This window comes from Paenibacillus sp. GQ49, assembly GCF_059759055.1.
Genome location: NZ_JCAXEL010000026.1, coordinates 17973 through 32971, shown reverse-complemented (window position 1 = coordinate 32971; position 14999 = coordinate 17973). Strand labels below are relative to the sequence as shown.

Annotated in this window: 17 protein-coding genes; 7 read left to right on the top strand and 10 right to left on the bottom strand. The window is 39.3% G+C overall.

Annotation, left to right across the window (positions count from 1 at the left end; genetic code table 11):
- From AC6CIF_RS28705 to AC6CIF_RS28690, 4 genes are all read right to left on the bottom strand, one after another.
- Entirely contained in the window at nucleotides 1–981 is a 981-nt protein-coding gene (locus tag AC6CIF_RS28705) for an AAA family ATPase (RefSeq protein ID WP_498202461.1), read from the bottom strand.
- Between the two features lie 19 nt (nucleotides 982–1000).
- Nucleotides 1001–1531, bottom strand: coding sequence for a hypothetical protein (locus AC6CIF_RS28700; protein WP_498202460.1), 531 nt, complete (start codon nucleotides 1529–1531; stop codon nucleotides 1001–1003).
- A gap of 215 nt (nucleotides 1532–1746) precedes the next feature.
- Nucleotides 1747–2976 (bottom strand): TnsB C-terminal domain-containing protein, encoded by a 1230-nt coding sequence (locus tag AC6CIF_RS28695; RefSeq protein ID WP_498202459.1) that lies wholly within the window; start codon nucleotides 2974–2976, stop codon nucleotides 1747–1749.
- On the bottom strand, nucleotides 2973–3650 hold the full coding sequence (locus AC6CIF_RS28690; RefSeq protein WP_498202458.1) for a TnsA endonuclease N-terminal domain-containing protein: 678 nt from the start codon (nucleotides 3648–3650) through the stop codon (nucleotides 2973–2975). The genes AC6CIF_RS28695 and AC6CIF_RS28690 overlap by 4 nt, the downstream gene beginning before the upstream one ends.
- Nucleotides 3651–3778: 128 nt before the next feature.
- On the opposite strand from AC6CIF_RS28690, the gene AC6CIF_RS28685 reads away from it, so the two are divergent.
- Both AC6CIF_RS28685 and AC6CIF_RS28680 read left to right on the top strand, forming a co-directional pair.
- A complete protein-coding gene (locus AC6CIF_RS28685; protein WP_123066444.1) occupies nucleotides 3779–4036 on the top strand; it encodes a helix-turn-helix domain-containing protein in 258 nt (85 codons plus the stop codon).
- A 62-nt stretch (nucleotides 4037–4098) separates the two neighbouring features.
- Nucleotides 4099–5136, top strand: a complete 1038-nt coding sequence (locus AC6CIF_RS28680; RefSeq protein ID WP_498202457.1) for a tyrosine-type recombinase/integrase — start codon at nucleotides 4099–4101, stop codon at nucleotides 5134–5136.
- Nucleotides 5137–5185: 49 nt separating this feature from the next.
- Here the strand turns inward: AC6CIF_RS28680 and AC6CIF_RS28675 are convergent, their stop codons facing one another.
- Complete coding sequence (locus tag AC6CIF_RS28675) at nucleotides 5186–5512, bottom strand: hypothetical protein (RefSeq protein WP_498202456.1); 327 nt, start codon at nucleotides 5510–5512, stop codon at nucleotides 5186–5188.
- Nucleotides 5513–5640: 128 nt separating this feature from the next.
- Between AC6CIF_RS28675 and AC6CIF_RS28670 the strand changes: the two genes are divergently transcribed.
- Complete coding sequence (locus tag AC6CIF_RS28670; RefSeq protein WP_402872742.1) at nucleotides 5641–5982, top strand: helix-turn-helix domain-containing protein; 342 nt, start codon at nucleotides 5641–5643, stop codon at nucleotides 5980–5982.
- A gap of 46 nt (nucleotides 5983–6028) precedes the next feature.
- On the opposite strand, the gene AC6CIF_RS28665 is transcribed toward AC6CIF_RS28670, so the two are convergent.
- The gene (locus AC6CIF_RS28665) at nucleotides 6029–6868 is read right to left on the bottom strand and encodes a hypothetical protein (RefSeq protein ID WP_498202455.1); all 840 of its coding nucleotides are present in this window, start codon (nucleotides 6866–6868) and stop codon (nucleotides 6029–6031) included.
- A 1175-nt stretch (nucleotides 6869–8043) separates the two neighbouring features.
- On the opposite strand from AC6CIF_RS28665, the gene AC6CIF_RS28660 reads away from it, so the two are divergent.
- The 4 genes from AC6CIF_RS28660 (at nucleotide 8044) to AC6CIF_RS28645 (ending at nucleotide 10214) form a co-directional block, all read left to right on the top strand.
- Nucleotides 8044–8223: an aldo/keto reductase gene (locus AC6CIF_RS28660; RefSeq protein ID WP_498202478.1), complete on the top strand. Its 180-nt coding sequence runs from the start codon at nucleotides 8044–8046 to the stop codon at nucleotides 8221–8223.
- 670 nt (nucleotides 8224–8893) lie between these two features.
- Nucleotides 8894–9256 carry a transposase gene (locus tag AC6CIF_RS28655; RefSeq protein WP_498202454.1) on the top strand — a complete coding sequence of 121 codons (363 nt, stop codon included), beginning with the start codon at nucleotides 8894–8896 and terminating at the stop codon, nucleotides 9254–9256.
- A gap of 3 nt (nucleotides 9257–9259) precedes the next feature.
- Complete coding sequence (locus AC6CIF_RS28650) at nucleotides 9260–9712, top strand: hypothetical protein (protein ID WP_498202453.1); 453 nt, start codon at nucleotides 9260–9262, stop codon at nucleotides 9710–9712.
- Between the two features lie 310 nt (nucleotides 9713–10022).
- Entirely contained in the window at nucleotides 10023–10214 is a 192-nt protein-coding gene (locus AC6CIF_RS28645) for a hypothetical protein (protein WP_498202452.1), read from the top strand.
- A gap of 305 nt (nucleotides 10215–10519) precedes the next feature.
- On the opposite strand, the gene AC6CIF_RS28640 is transcribed toward AC6CIF_RS28645, so the two are convergent.
- From AC6CIF_RS28640 to AC6CIF_RS28625, 4 genes are all read right to left on the bottom strand, one after another.
- Nucleotides 10520–11677 (bottom strand): ATP-binding protein, encoded by a 1158-nt coding sequence (locus AC6CIF_RS28640; protein WP_498202451.1) that lies wholly within the window; start codon nucleotides 11675–11677, stop codon nucleotides 10520–10522.
- Nucleotides 11678–12075: 398 nt separating this feature from the next.
- Nucleotides 12076–13245 (bottom strand): hypothetical protein, encoded by a 1170-nt coding sequence (locus AC6CIF_RS28635; protein WP_498202450.1) that lies wholly within the window; start codon nucleotides 13243–13245, stop codon nucleotides 12076–12078.
- Nucleotides 13233–13457 carry a hypothetical protein gene (locus AC6CIF_RS28630; RefSeq protein WP_498202449.1) on the bottom strand — a complete coding sequence of 75 codons (225 nt, stop codon included), beginning with the start codon at nucleotides 13455–13457 and terminating at the stop codon, nucleotides 13233–13235. Before AC6CIF_RS28630 ends, AC6CIF_RS28635 begins: the two co-directional genes overlap by 13 nt.
- Nucleotides 13458–13664: 207 nt before the next feature.
- The gene (locus AC6CIF_RS28625; RefSeq protein WP_498202448.1) at nucleotides 13665–14810 is read right to left on the bottom strand and encodes a hypothetical protein; all 1146 of its coding nucleotides are present in this window, start codon (nucleotides 14808–14810) and stop codon (nucleotides 13665–13667) included.
- Between the last annotated feature and the right edge of the window lie 189 nt (nucleotides 14811–14999).

The window sequence follows — 14999 nt, the reverse complement described above, 5'->3', positions numbered from 1 at the left end:
CTAATCACCATTACCTGCTAATGCCATATAAATTTCAGATTCAATATAGCCTGTAAGTTTAATGGAATCTAACCAATTTTGGGCTGAGATCCATTCAAGTTTCTCTCCATGGGTTCCGTATATTTTCAGAGCGTTTTCAACAGTATACGTAAAATACTCCATAGGAATCTCAAGTTTTGAGTTCACTCCATGCTCCCTTCGAAGATTTTGAAATTGTTGAAATATCAAAGCTGCATCCTTTTCCAACCGATGACCTTTCTCATATCCTTCCCGAAAAAAATATCTAGTGAAGCTCCAATCACTGTTTTCAGGATAAGCTGAGATTTCAGGTGAATCGTAGCAACGAAGAACTGCTTTAAAATCATCTAGTGAAGTAATACCAAAAAAACGATGCTCATGTGTCATAAAGCGTCCTATGATCTGGGACTTACGTTGTCCTAAAAAGAACGTTCTCCTAGTGAGCAATTCTTCTTGACCTACGCAAATTACAGACATACTGATTTTCTCACGATCTAGTTGATTATAGATGTCCATTAACCAATGATAATGTGATTCTGTTAGATGATGTGCCTCATCCATAATCAAAATAACCCTTCTTAAACGAGACAATTCAGCTTTTTCTTTCAACAAATTAACAATTTGATTCCGCAACTCACCAGGTTTTCTTCTAGCTATAAACGGAAATTGAAAATCATGTAACAGATCTGCGTAAAACTTCTCTTCACTCGGAAATCTATATGAGTTGCTATTGGCTATGAAGATTGGTATTGGCGCATTTATAAAATGTGGCAGATTTTCTAATGCAAATTTTAATGCAGTGGTCTTTCCAAGACGCGGACGACCATAGACAATCATTCCTGGTAATCGGTTCAGTACAATCTTTTTGAGATTATCCATTAGGCGGAGTACTTCTTTGGTCGGAAGTAGATAATGCCCTACTTCAATAGGGTGTGTACCAACAGGTATCAAATAATTTTCCATATTTTAAATTCTCCTTATCTCAATACATCTTTGTCTTGAATTGTTTTAGTAAGCGCTCATAATTATCCATCTCATTGATCTTTTCCCTGTTGATTTGTTCTTCTCGAACTTTGTCTAACAATTCATGTTGTGCTCTTGCTTCTTCTAATGCTTTTGTTTGTTCCTCCGCTTCATCCGTTAGCTTTTGTTTACTTACCTCTTTCACTTGAGTAATTTTATTTATTGATTTCTTGGTATTTTCTTTACTCAAGAGATAATCAGTGTACACGAAAATAGGATCGTCCCAAGTTGTATAATGGATTAGCTTTCGCTGAACTAATGAATTGATCGCACGTCTCGTTTGCAAGGAATGTGGAGTAAGTGACCATCTGCCACAAGCAGTTAAATAACCGAATTCGCTGCCGTCAGGAAGAAAAGCTTTTAATGTACGCAGATCATCAACATTTACATGTAGAACTAGCTCGTGCTTTATTAGATGGGCAGAGTTAGTGAGCTTTTCACTTCGATATTCTACGCCTTCATATTGAATGTAGGGCTTTCTTCCACTCAATAGGGAACCTCTTACGGTTCGATTTATTCGGGTTTGCATAAACAACATCTCCGATCGTTTCTCTTCTTCCAGGCGTCTTGGTAGTAAGCCTCTTAGTTGTATTCTTTTTTCAAGAAGTTCGAGTGGTGTTTGATGATAAATCCCACCATGAGGTGTTCCATTGTAATTTGAAATCATTACATCAATGAGCTGCAATAAATGTTCGTATGTGATGTTTAGACGAAGAGCGTTTTTTCAGGATTGTTTCTTCTTGGGTCATCCGGACCGTTGCCGGTTGTATTCGGTAACCGATGAAACAAATTCTCAGCTAGAGTTTTAAAGTATCTCTCAATAACTCCTCTTCTCATTGGAAGTGCAACGGGACCAAAGTTCGGAGTACAACCAATTAAGTTTGTGAGTCGATCCTGCACCATTTTAGCGTAGTGAGATTTGGCGTTATCTAAACAGATTACATCCCACACTGCCCACTCTAGCTCATGGAACTTTTCTGATGGAAACCCACCTGGGGGATGATAACTCAGGCCTGGGATTGTCAATTCTAGTCGTTTATGTGGCATAATTGCATTACGAGCACAGTGCATTACGTCACTTCCACCATACTCTCTATTTAGTGAAACAGAATATCCTAAAATGCTGCGATTACTCACATCAATGATGGTAAGAATCCAAAAACGTTCAAGCGTCAAGGTCATAGGATCTCCATCGGGTGTATCAATATCTACTGTAAAAAAACCGTCAATACGATGGGCATCAAACTGGACTTTCTGATACGGGAATAAGTTTGATAGTTGGTTTTGATCTTCCTCTCCCACTCGGTTTGCTTTATGAAATGCATCTTTACCGTAACGGGCTGCAGCCTTTTTGAAATTTTGCTCAGCTATTTGTTTAATGTAACGTTGTAGAGCCTTATACCCCATCCATTTTGTATTTAAAGGGTATTCAGAGAGAGTTATACCCTTTTCACGGCACTGATCCACAAAGCGCTTGTGGATATGCTTAACCTTCATAACTGGCTCTAGGGAACGATTTTTTCTGCCTAAATATAAATCTTCTACCAAATCTTTAATGTCCGGATGCATTTCCAAAAAACGGTTGAATTCCCCGGTTTTTTGATCTTTGTTTCTTTTTTGACCTAATAAATCCAACTCATATTTTTTTACGTTTTTCTGAGGAATCAATCCACGGAATCCTAAAACAACGCCATCCAGATCATATTGAATACATCTTTGAACTAATCTTCTTAAGTTTCGTGGCGAGACTCCGGTCGTATGTTGAATACTATCTAAACTCTCCCTCTGAAAATACATTAAGACCGCATTTTTACGTTGTATAAACAAAGTATGGGCAGTCTTATGGAGTACATTCTCGTCTACAGAGGGCCATAGTCCAGGATTAGCTTGGTCGGGTTCTAATCCGTCCTGCTCATAAATTCGCGATCTGCTCATTGTCTCCAAACCTCCATTTCAAATCCGATAAGTTGATCTTCCATGTTCGCTTTAATATCCCCCTCATAAAGGAGCCATTTTAGGCACAAAAGTACAGCCTCAACAGAAAGAATAGATAGTTCTCGCACAACTTCTTTAATCTTTATCCCTTCACCTGGAATAACTCCGAGCACCTCTTTTAAGGAAACAGGCTTCTTACTATTTACTACTGCCATACATAAGGATGTTCTGTTTTCTATTGAGTGACGCCCCTTTCTTATATCCTCTTCAGTACGAACAACGTAAAGCTTATTATTCATTCGGCACCATTCTCGTTGTGCTTCGATTTGCCGTTGAGTTCTCGCATGTTTTGGATGTTTAGATGTCAGTTCCTTCTTGTATTTGACTTCTACAAAAATTTCCGTTCCATCCTCTTTTAAAATCCACATATCAAAGATAGAAGTACGAAGTCGGCCATTTAGAACGTAGGAAATTTCCATTGGTTGCTCACAATATGTGATGACTTCAGGGTCCGTATCAACCAGAAGCCAATGATCGTATTCCAGATCACTATATAGTTCAACGATCCGCTCATCGACTTTATTTCCACGCGGAGTCCAATAGTTATTTCCATATTTTTTACTTCGAAGTACCTTGATGGGCTGATACTTCATGAATTCGTTTCTATTCGTCATAAGTTACCCCTTTAGATTTGTTTTCCTGTATAAACAAAAATTCAAGTTTTTATACACATCATGTATAAAATTTGCATTTCTATGAACATACTAAGAAGTAATAGAATGATAGAGGGAGAGAATACTATATGTCAGAAGAAGAGTTTTACAAGTGGCTTGGAGAATATCTACGGGACCTTAGAAAGTTGAAGAAACAAACACAAGAAGAGATTTGTAAAAGCTATCATCTTGCTCGTTCATCCCTAGCCAATATTGAGCGGGGCAGACATGTTATTAGTGCTTATAATTTGTATCTTCTATTACAAATTTTAGATGTACCTCTTGAATCTTTGTTGAGGAATAATTATCAGGAAATCTCGAATTCTAGGAAAGAAATATTCTATTGATTGTATAAAATAAAAATATATAGGGAATAAAGCCTGAAAAGATGAAAGGCTGTGTTTCCTATATGAAAGTACAAGAGCGTAGAGATTTAGAAGTATTATTAGTCTTGCTAAAAGAGATGCCGTTGCCCGTTAAAGTTTTCATTGAACACAAATTAAACGAGATGCTGTCACCTTCTTCCGGTTTAGAATACGTTAGGGATTTTCGCATTTTCTTCAATTGGATTACACCCAAACTTTGGCCGCATGTTGAGTCCACATGTGATCTGACCTTGGAAAAGTTTAATGATATAAACCAAGAACATGTACAGCATTTTGTACAACACTTAACTTCATCGAGAAATTTGCAATATAGCTCCATGTTACGAAAATTTAATTCGTTACGCTCTTTGTTTGGTTTTCTACATCAGGAATTCGACAACAGTGGATTCCCTGTATTGAGACGTAATGTTTTTGCTACATTTACCATGGAGAGACCAAAAAATCACGTAGAGATCGCACGTCAGATACAGAATAAGATCCTTCATGTCAACGAAATCCCTTCTTTTGTTAAATTTATACAGGAAGGCGTAACCGAGCAAAACAATGTTCAGGCTCAGTGGTTTCACAATCTAAACCGAGATAGGGATGTTAGTATTATTACATTACTTTTGGAATCCGGAATAATAGTAAGCGATATTGTCAATTTAGATATGGGAGATATTGATCTTAAAGATGGCTACCTTATCGTAACTAGACAACATGCTAAAGTACAAATGAGTCATAGAATTATGTTCGGAGAGAACGCTAAACATTATTTACATGAATACTTAAAAATCAGGACAAATAACTATGCTCCTCAAGAGAGTGAGCAGGCATTTTTCTTGGCCAAACCTAATGGTGAAACACATGGAAAACGAATCTCAAAGCGTACAATCCAAGCTATGGTTAAAAAGTACGCTGTGAAATTTGGTGCCTCAGAGGTTACAGTGAGGCAGCTTACCCATTCATTTGGAGTTCAATACGCTGGAACAAATAACGTACGCAATATGAAACAACAATTGGCTCAACGTAATATTGAATCACTAGAGAAGTACCTTATATTGTCGAGTCTTATTGATTGAGTTAACCTATTAACTAGGTCTTGTTCTCTTTGAACAAGGCTTTTTTTGTTTAGTTAATCTGTTTTGTAATGCTCTTCTTAAGCTGCTTTAGTTGGTTTAATTGATCGTAGTAAGCCTCCACCTCCTTTACGTTTTTCTTTTCAAAGCTCACCCTTGTAGCGACACTGACTTCTTGATATTTTAACGAAATGATCAGAATTGCTTCGTGATAGTCCTTGATATGAACGATAGGAATCTTCCACTCTCCTTGTTCTCTAGCCAAATCAAACCATTTCTTCTTGACCACTTCTCGATTGGTATACATTCTTCCGTCAAACAAAATTCCTTCTGCCGTTACAGTAGCAATTTCAATACCTACTTTGAGTCTTTCATTCATCCTCTCCACCTCCTTTATCATTTATGTCCAATAAATTGATATATAAACTTATCATTTTAATTAAATAATCTATATACATTAATGTATCGGAGGTTTCGCATTGTTTAGACTGAATTAGAGGTGTGGCAATGAACGAACCTGTTTTAAGATTAGTAGGACAACGTGTTCGCGAATTACGGAAAAAACAAGGATATTCACAGGAAGAATTAGGCGAAATGGCTGGTTTTCACTTCTCCTACATTGGAGGCGTTGAACGTGCCGAGAAAAATATTACCTTGTTAAATCTTCAAAAAATTGCGGATGCTCTCAAAGTTAATGTCCATGAACTCTTTGTTTACAGTAAGTTTGTTAAAAGCGGAACTAATGATAAAGAGAAATTGCTAAACGAGATCAATGAGAAACTTTGGCCTATGAAATCTTCCGATTTAAAAAAGGTTAACCTGCTCTTATCTGAATTTTTCGATAGTTAACACAAAAAACCAATGTCCTCTGACATCGGTTTTTTGTGTTTCAAATTTATTGCTTCCACTCTGCTTCACTTTGTATGTTAATCCAAGAGTATCTGTTATTCTGCTGTATATGTCCCTCCATCATATTGCGCTCGCTTTTTAATGTTAAAAGCAAATATTTCGTTTGGATGTTCTCCACCTGTAGATGCTTATATACATGTGACAATGAAAAGTATCCTCTAGCTGCATATAATCTTACTTGCTCCATGTTAATCTTTCCACTTCGTTGTAGCAGCTTCCTCCCTCCCATTTTATATGCAGCATCTGCATCAATGTTTGGATCTGAAATTACTACACTTAGCTTCCCAGCAGGTAAGGTTACTTTATGCTGATTCGTACGCAACATTTCTTTACAAGCCAGATTGCGTATAGATTCCCAGTGTTCAACAAAGCTAGAGTGGATCCTTTTATAATGCTTCCATTGGGCTAAACACCAGTATATGTTGTTGTTTGTGATGTTCTTTTTATATGCAAAGAGTTCCTCTTCTCTCTGGCCGTTATTAGCTCTGATCGGAGAAAATCTTAAATATTGGTTGCTAGCTATACAGAATTCTTGAAGTAATAACTTTTCTGACTCATTTAATTTGTTTAATTTAATTCGGACCACCTTAGATAGAACACCATGATTATCAAATAAGTCGAACATTTGCTGATTTTGCAGATCGTACTCTTTAGTTGCAATAAATTTGCCAACAACATTTTGTTCTGTCCACTCAAGTCTCTGAAGTCCAAGGGACGATTGATATTCACCTATAACTTGTCTCAGCAATTGGACTTTCGCACCTGAACTGTGCATTTGCTCATAGTTCGATGATTGAACAAAATAAAGGATTTTTTTTATGCTCACTAATTTATTCTCCTTTGCATCAGCAGATTAGTGAGTGGTATTGACTATTTTTATAAATTTTATTCAAAGTAAAGAGTAGTGAATATCCGAAGGGGGTTCAATATATGGATAAATGTATATATTTATACCTGTTCCCCTCATGATTTTCCTCATTTCATATGGTCTAATATGCTAACTGTCTGAAGATACTTTTGCTATGGAGTTCTGCCTATCCCCCACTAATGAAATCATCCAATCCAAGCTTTTTAATCGTATAACTTGTAGACTAAATTCAATTATGTAATGGTTGTTACCTTTCACCTAACTTGATATTATCAAGCTAAATGAGTCCTGAAATTAGGTGTTTTACACCTGCTTCAACTTAGAAAGCTTCCCATTTCATAATAAGATTGGTTGAGGCAAACATCTACATGACGTGATACATTCGTTATCACTTTAAGGAATAAAGCCAGCATTTAATTGCTGGCTTTATTCCTTAGAAAGCGTTTATTTATCTTTGAGAAATGACGGCCTTCCATAGTTTGCCTTTCGCTGGTAAACAACAGTCACTTCCCGATCAGGACCACCGTCTAACGAAGGAGCCATGAGTTTCACTTTAGGGAGGTCGCCAACTCGCTGTTGTTTAATAAACTCTTCATTCGTTTTACTTATTTTAATCCCTCCCCAAAAATAGATGATTCAATATGGTGTGCAGTTCTTGATTTTCTTTATCTAAAGTAGCGAATATTCAATTGAAACCTCTTCCTGACTCCAATATGAAGGGTGACTCAATTTACCCAAAGGATAACATAGTTCATGTGAAAATGACACTCTGCCATTATAATTGAATGTTACATTAAAACAAAAGATAACGACCCTTCAAATTCAAAGGTCTGTTTACCGAGAGAAGAAAAAAATGTTTATAGCTGATTATATCCACCCTATTCCTTTATATACCGTATTTTGACCTAACCCTATGAAACTTTGTTTACCTTGACATATCAGTAATAATAACGCAAATTGTTAATTGAAAGAAATATGAGCTGTTATACATTAATGAAATCATTTCACCTTATTTCCTCATTTTTTATAAACTCAATGTAATTCATTATTTATAATAGATACTGGAGGTTTTTTATTTTCCAATATAATGAAGGGCGAGGATTTCATATACAAGAAGTGTATAGTAAAAGAAAATAAAAACTTTTCCTGCAAGCAAAAATATCACCGTAGTCCAGCTTGCCTTGGCTTTGATCTTGACGCAGGATGAGCCAATTGTACCTATTCCAGGCTCACGCAGTCCTGAGCGTGTTACCGAAAATGCTGGCGCTGCAGATGTGGAGATGACCAAAGCGGATTTACAAACCATCGCTTAGATCGTTCCTAATGGATCAGCCGGAAGCCGATATCCGGAGAGCATCCTGGGTATTTACACAACCGATTAAAATTAATACATCTTGTCTCTAACGTAAAAACAAATTGTTGTGCTAGGCTCTCCTATGCGACTCACATATATTAAGTTAGCCTTTCGGGGCCACAAAAAACCATTGATCAACGGTTTTTTCCATGACCTTCATAATGCCAACAGAGGATAATCTTAATTGATTCAAAGTGGGGCTGACCTTCATCATCCTTTGGATTCTTCGCGCTGTTATCTTTTAGCCACTGCTTCGCTCGTTCCATGCTTTTGAAACTATGCGTTTACAACAGGATCTTTACCTGCTGGTATTTTTTGAATCAGTCATCTATAATATCTCCGTCCCGATTGGTCTGATTGTCTGTTGCTTGCTAACAATATTTTAGCACACTACCAACATAAAATTCGCTATGGGTAACGAAAGATCATGGCATTGCTTCGGAGAGAGTATCAGATGAAGCACAAACATGTGCAGCGGATTATGCAGCAGGAAGAGTTACAGTGCCGTGTCAGAATGAAGAAACGCAGACCTAGGGGGCAACAGAACACGTGTTAAAGCGTCAATTCAAAGCCTATGCTCCCATGCAATAACTTGTAACCGACATCACGTATTTGCCTTTTGGGGGAAAATGTTATACCTAGTATTTTGGACTTGTTTAATGGCCCTAAGCCAGTTACCGAATTTACCAGACACAGTGCTTCATAGCGACCAAGGCAGTGTCTATACTTCACAAGCATATCAAGAAGTTGTAAAGCGAAAAGGCATTACCATGAGCATGCCCCTCAAGGGTACGCCCGCTGATAATGCCCCCATTAAATCGTTTCATTCCACGCTAAAGTCTGAAACGTTCTATCTCCAATCGTTACCAGTACAACGACGGCCATCGCCGTACAAGTCGTTCGAAGACTACTTGACTTACTATAACTCAATTCGCATTCAAACAAAACTAAATAACCAGTCACCGGTTCATTTCCGGCAACTGGTTGCTTAGAACTTGAAAGGTGTTTTGATACCTGTCTCACAAGCATCCAACCCGCACCCGAAGCAAACTGAGTATCGGGTCGGACGAGGATACGAACAGTGGGACACGCAAGTCTCCATTCGCAAGACGCAGATGGTCTATCAAGGCAAGGTTGCGGGGAAGGTCGTTCCTTCCTTCCCCGAGAACACGCTCGACGTGGTCGCGGTCAACTACGCAATGGATTTGCTCTCTAAAGGATGGGGCGTTTACGCTAAGAACAAGCGGAACGTGGTCATCGTCAAGAAGATCAACTCGAAGCAAACTGAAGATCAACTAAATGAACTGGCTCAGGATGAAGTCTTCGACTTCTACAGCGATCTCTACCCTAATCAGGTGGTCGATGTAATGCAACGTAATTGCGAACGGCTGAATGGCGATCTCATCGCATTTGTCTTCGACGTCAACATCGGCTTTAATACCCCATAATAGCAAAAGAAAGAACCTCTCCGATAGTTCGGTAGAGGTTCTTTCGCTTAAATGAGGTTGGTACGTTCTCATACGATACACTTTCGGTAGGCTCCTCTGAAGCCGCCTTTTTCGGCTTGCTACCAAAACGGAATGCCGAATCACCTTCAAGCTTCTCGAGTAGAATCTTCCGAGATGTCTAATAAATATCGTCCTTCATTCCGAGTCGAATCAGGAACAATCGGAAGATGAACTTATCATTATCGGTATGCTTCAATTTAGACGAAGCATAATTCAACGTCTTTGCCGTCTCGTTCAGCAGAGCTACAAAATGCGTGTAGGCTTGAATCTTTTCGGCGTTCAGCTCTCCAGTGAAGAACTTGAAAGGGAGCTTCTTAATGTCGAAATCAAAGGTGATGCCTGGGCAGAGGTGAACGAACTCCGCTTTACCTTCCCATCTGTGTCGGCTATCAGCTCGTGGATCGCGGCGATGAACGTCTCCTCGAAAATGTTACCGCTGTAATCAAGAGCCTTCAAATGAGTGCTTGGCGGCTGTAAATCAGATTTGCCAAATTCCGCAATGTGGGTCCAGTGTGATTATCCATATCAACAGTGACCTCAAGGTCGGTAATTGGTGGTACGGACTGATCGGACGGAGTTGCTGGTTCTGCAGAGGCTACAGTATCGCTGAGAGCCACAGAATCGTTCAATGCTTACCAACTGACAATTTTGAATAGTAGTCTTCTGGATTGCCAGTTATTTTGTTCACGACGAATCGCTTAAACCGCTCCTTTAGCTCGGACTCGCGATTATAAGGAACGCTCATAACTAACACCATCTGGATCGGAATTCCAAGAGCATCTGATTCAACACTTTACCCGTCTTCAAACGCTCTACAATATGATCCCTATAATGGTCTGTATCTACATCAACCGAGAAATAATCATCACGAGCTTTCAGTTTATCGATAAAGTCATCCTCGTGATGGTGGACATATTCTAAGAAAGTCTCCTTCTCAAGTTCATCATTAAACAACAGAACAACCTCGAAAAATCTTCTTCGAGCGTGGGCTTCTTCCTGATCTTCTTCATTGTAAAGAAACTCGTTCAGCTTATACGATGCGCTATCCATCGTGAAATATTTAAGTGCATAATCTGCATGCACCTTGTGTTCTCCAAATTTGAGGAATTCCCACTCTGGAGCAGGTGTGCTGTACCTGCCACCATCGAGTATGACTATCAAGTCATTGTATAATTGCGTGCCAAAGTATTTGATTCTGAGCTTTTGATACATTGTAGATGGATTCATCAATGTATACGAGTAGAACTCAGGTCTGCGTCTGTCATATTCGTCATCTTCATCACCGATAGTGATTGTGTACTCAGGGTTATAGTAATTGTAGTAGCCGCCTTCATCACTTTTCCATTCACTCTTATTTTCAAGTCGCTTAAGGACTTGTTCAAATGGAGATCTGGTTAATAAAAATCGTTTCTTCCACAAATACTCGACATTATTAATATCCGCACTCCTATTAATATCGGTATTGGTGTCGCCTACCCTTGTGTAGATGTGATTAGCACGAACTCTTCTTCCTTGATCCTGATAATCTTCGGTTAGATAATACGGAGTGTCAGTACTATTCTTAATGACCAACACATCAATTTCCAAACCGGAGATCATTAAGTTACGTACTTCGATTCTAGGTCTAATACCCGAAACGAACTTCTTATCCTTTAAAAAATCGATCATATGTTGTTGAGTCTTTCGATTTTCATCGTCTTTAACCCCAACAATCTCGTATGTCCTATCTACTACTCCAAATATAATGTAGGCATCTCTGTCTACACGATTATTCGCCATACAAATAATGTCGTGTAACAGATTAGCCGAATTACTATGATACTTCACTTTGAAGTCCCAATAATCGTCTTCACGTTTGGAGTCGATAAGCATCAGTACTTCTTCCTTAAGTTCAAACATCATCATCTCACCTTGACTTTCCTTGCCCTAGGCTCGAAATCATTTCGACACCATCTGACAAAGTTATTGGAGTGGAAAAGGTACGTCCTTGTTGTTTCTCCTCAAGAATACCTTCTTGTTACTTTTCTAAAACCTCTTTCTCATACTGCTCGAACAATAAATTCCAACTGCTTTATGAACTTGGAGGAAACCTTCAGTGATTCGAACCCCCTCGGAACAAATAATAAGTTCATTATACTTATTTATAATCATTTGTATAGATAAGGAATTGTTGTGGTTCACTGTTGGGTTTGTGAGTCGATGATTGTGATTAAGGGAATACGTTTTTAGTTCATCCGCTACAGGGAATATCCATCAAAAAAGAAAAAGCTGCCGATTTTCGCGGCAGCTCCCTAGCAGTTTGTTTATACATTGTCCTTTACGCTAAACTTAAATTGAGAATCAATCCACTCCTTGACCATTGTCTTAGACCGGAAAAAGGTTTGAGCAATCTCTAAAAGGTCAGAGAGCATAACGTTATCTGCTCGTATTAAATGAGTACGGAAAGTTGCATCTGTAATTCGTTTACCTGTGGTTAGTGTTGAGTTCAAGCGTTCTTGAATACTACTCTTCATGTAAATATTCACAGCTAGATCCAAATGGTTAAGTTTAACTTGATCGAAAGGAGTGTCGTAAGAGTCTAAGGCATCCAAATGAATCATTCGACCGATTAACATACCGTCCCCAATGGCTTCTTCGGATAGTTCTTCTAACGACATACTGAAGTGTCTAGTCTCTCCTTCATTCTTCATATTGGCAACGATCTGAAGCTTTCGAATGCCCTTGGTATGATATTCCCACCATTGCTGCCGCTTCCACTCATCTCCATCTATCTCCTCAACTGAATATTGTGGTAAGAACAGCTCAGTTCCCTCATGTTGGTTAGGATGAATTAACAACCGTTCTATCCAATGCGGATTAGGTGGCTGAATGAACTCCTCTTCAAGAATCAACGGTGGCTGTGTTTTGGAGATATGATACGGATCTAGCCTAATGTATAGATTCTCTGTACCGTATTTTTGTATCAAGTAAAACGGAACCATAGCATTTAAATAACTATCCAAAAACAGATATGTATCTTTGTAGTTACAAGTTCTATATTTGGGCATGTTGGGAAACGGTTTATACTTAACTGCATCCAATCGGATCAATTCTAGGTCAGAAATTCCACTTGTCTTTTTGCGTAATTTTTCATATAACTCAGGATGTTCTCGAAAGAGTGGCTGTCCTGGATGATACTTCTCAAAAGATTTAATATGATGATAAACACAACTTGCTTTTGAAATCTCAACCGTCATAGCAGTTAATGTTATTAGTTCATCTTCTTTATACTCCGGGAAATAATAGCCGATGAAATGAACTAACCCACTATCTTGGGGTGAGAGATACTGTTTTCTTATCGAAACCAACTTCATTATGTTTTCTTGCTCGTATAATAATGCTTCTTTAAGAAATTCAGCTGCATCTAGTAAATCCAACTTTCTACTTTCCGCGATATCTTTAATACTCTGTTCATAGACTTCTAACTCATCCATACTGCGCCCCCTCTCTCAACGAAACCGTCATACTTATTGGTCACGACATTAAGTACACGATGACCTTCGCATTCAATCTGAGACGATTGATATCTAACCTCGTATTCGATATCGCCCTTCCGCTTCAAAGGAATCCGCTTATAGTTACGCATTCGCTTCAAATCATCGAGCGAATCGCTGTCGCCAAATAGACCTTCCAGGACATCCATCATCTTTAACATCTCCTCGTCAACCCGCTGATCATCAACTTTCAAAGCAGGAACCCCATAAGCCCGAAGCCGTATCTGTAATCCTTAATTCAACAATTAACCTCCCAACACCTTCCAACAAGTCGACAGAAATCTACAGAAAAAGAGACAGCGCATAAAGTCTGTCTCCAGATTGCTATAGATATATCAAGCTTGATAATAATTGTCTGCCTAGCCTTTTTCGGTAAGCCTAGCCAAGAGCAGAAGCTGCAGGTCGCGCTTGTCCATCTGCCGACTAACGTAAGGCGGGAGAACCCCTTCACTGATAAGACGTCTGAGGTGATAGTCGACCCGATCAGTACTGAAGTATGGATTGTTCAGATACTCGAATACTTTCTCCAAATCGTAATGAAGTCCGTGGAACTTAGACGATCTCGAATATAGAAGATAGCCATGCGCCATACCATCTTCACTAAACGTCATGCTCTGGAACGCTTCGTATAGCTCATTGACCAATACATGCAACGAATTCAGGTATTGCGCTACTTCTTGCCGTTCCTGCTCGGGGAAGTCCTGCGGAGCAGTGAACAGCTCGATCAGCGTCTCGATGTCATAATGATACCCATCACCTTCACGAATTCGAGTACTGTTCTCCTTCAAGAGAATTTGGAGCTGTTCAACAACATCGGAGCGGTTACGGGAGATCGAGAGTTGTCGCTGCTGCTCGATAAAAATACCATGCTTTTTCTCAATTACGCTGATCACGTTCGATAAGAGGGAGTATCGTTTGATTGTATATTCATGAATTTTGGCAAAGCTCATGGAGAAGCGAATCGGCTGAATCGTATCGGGATTGTTACTGTAGAGATAAACCGAATAATCATCGTTACCCCCGATATTGCTGTTGACATCGCTAGACCAAGATGCGAAGTACTTTTCCGTACTCTTCCTGTCAGGCAAGGTTCCGTCAGCACTCCTTAAGTCGACCGGATGCGCCCCGAAGCATGCCCGGATCTGCGCGAAATATGCATCGTCTGAAACTGCCGCATTAAATACTGAATCGTCCTTCTTTAGCGGGTGATCCATCTCGAAAACACGATGGAGCTGCTCAATGGATTGAAGGACGATATCGTATGTCGTGATCAGCTGCAGAACATTCAATGAGCGTACATCATCATGTGAGTGGCTCAAGTTGATATACGGCAAACCGTTCACGCTGACGGAGAGCCAATCCTTCGCAGAACAGATCAGGCTCCATAGGTTCTTGCCATTGTAGTTGCTGTATGTGTTAATCAGGAAATCGTCATGATCGCTTACGGCTTGCTTGAACTTTTCAAGCAAGGAGCTATCGAGAATGTAGCGATTCTTGCCGTCCATACTTTCCCCCTCCGCTCGACAATGGATACTTCAATTATAACTTAAATTCCCATTAACAGCCACATTCTACTTGGGTGATCGGGTTATCCAAACAAAATGCCTCATGTGCGGAGGGGGGGCGCACATAGGGATATATGAAGGGCAACTGATACGTTCCAAGATATCAGCTCCACTATATACTTTGTCTCC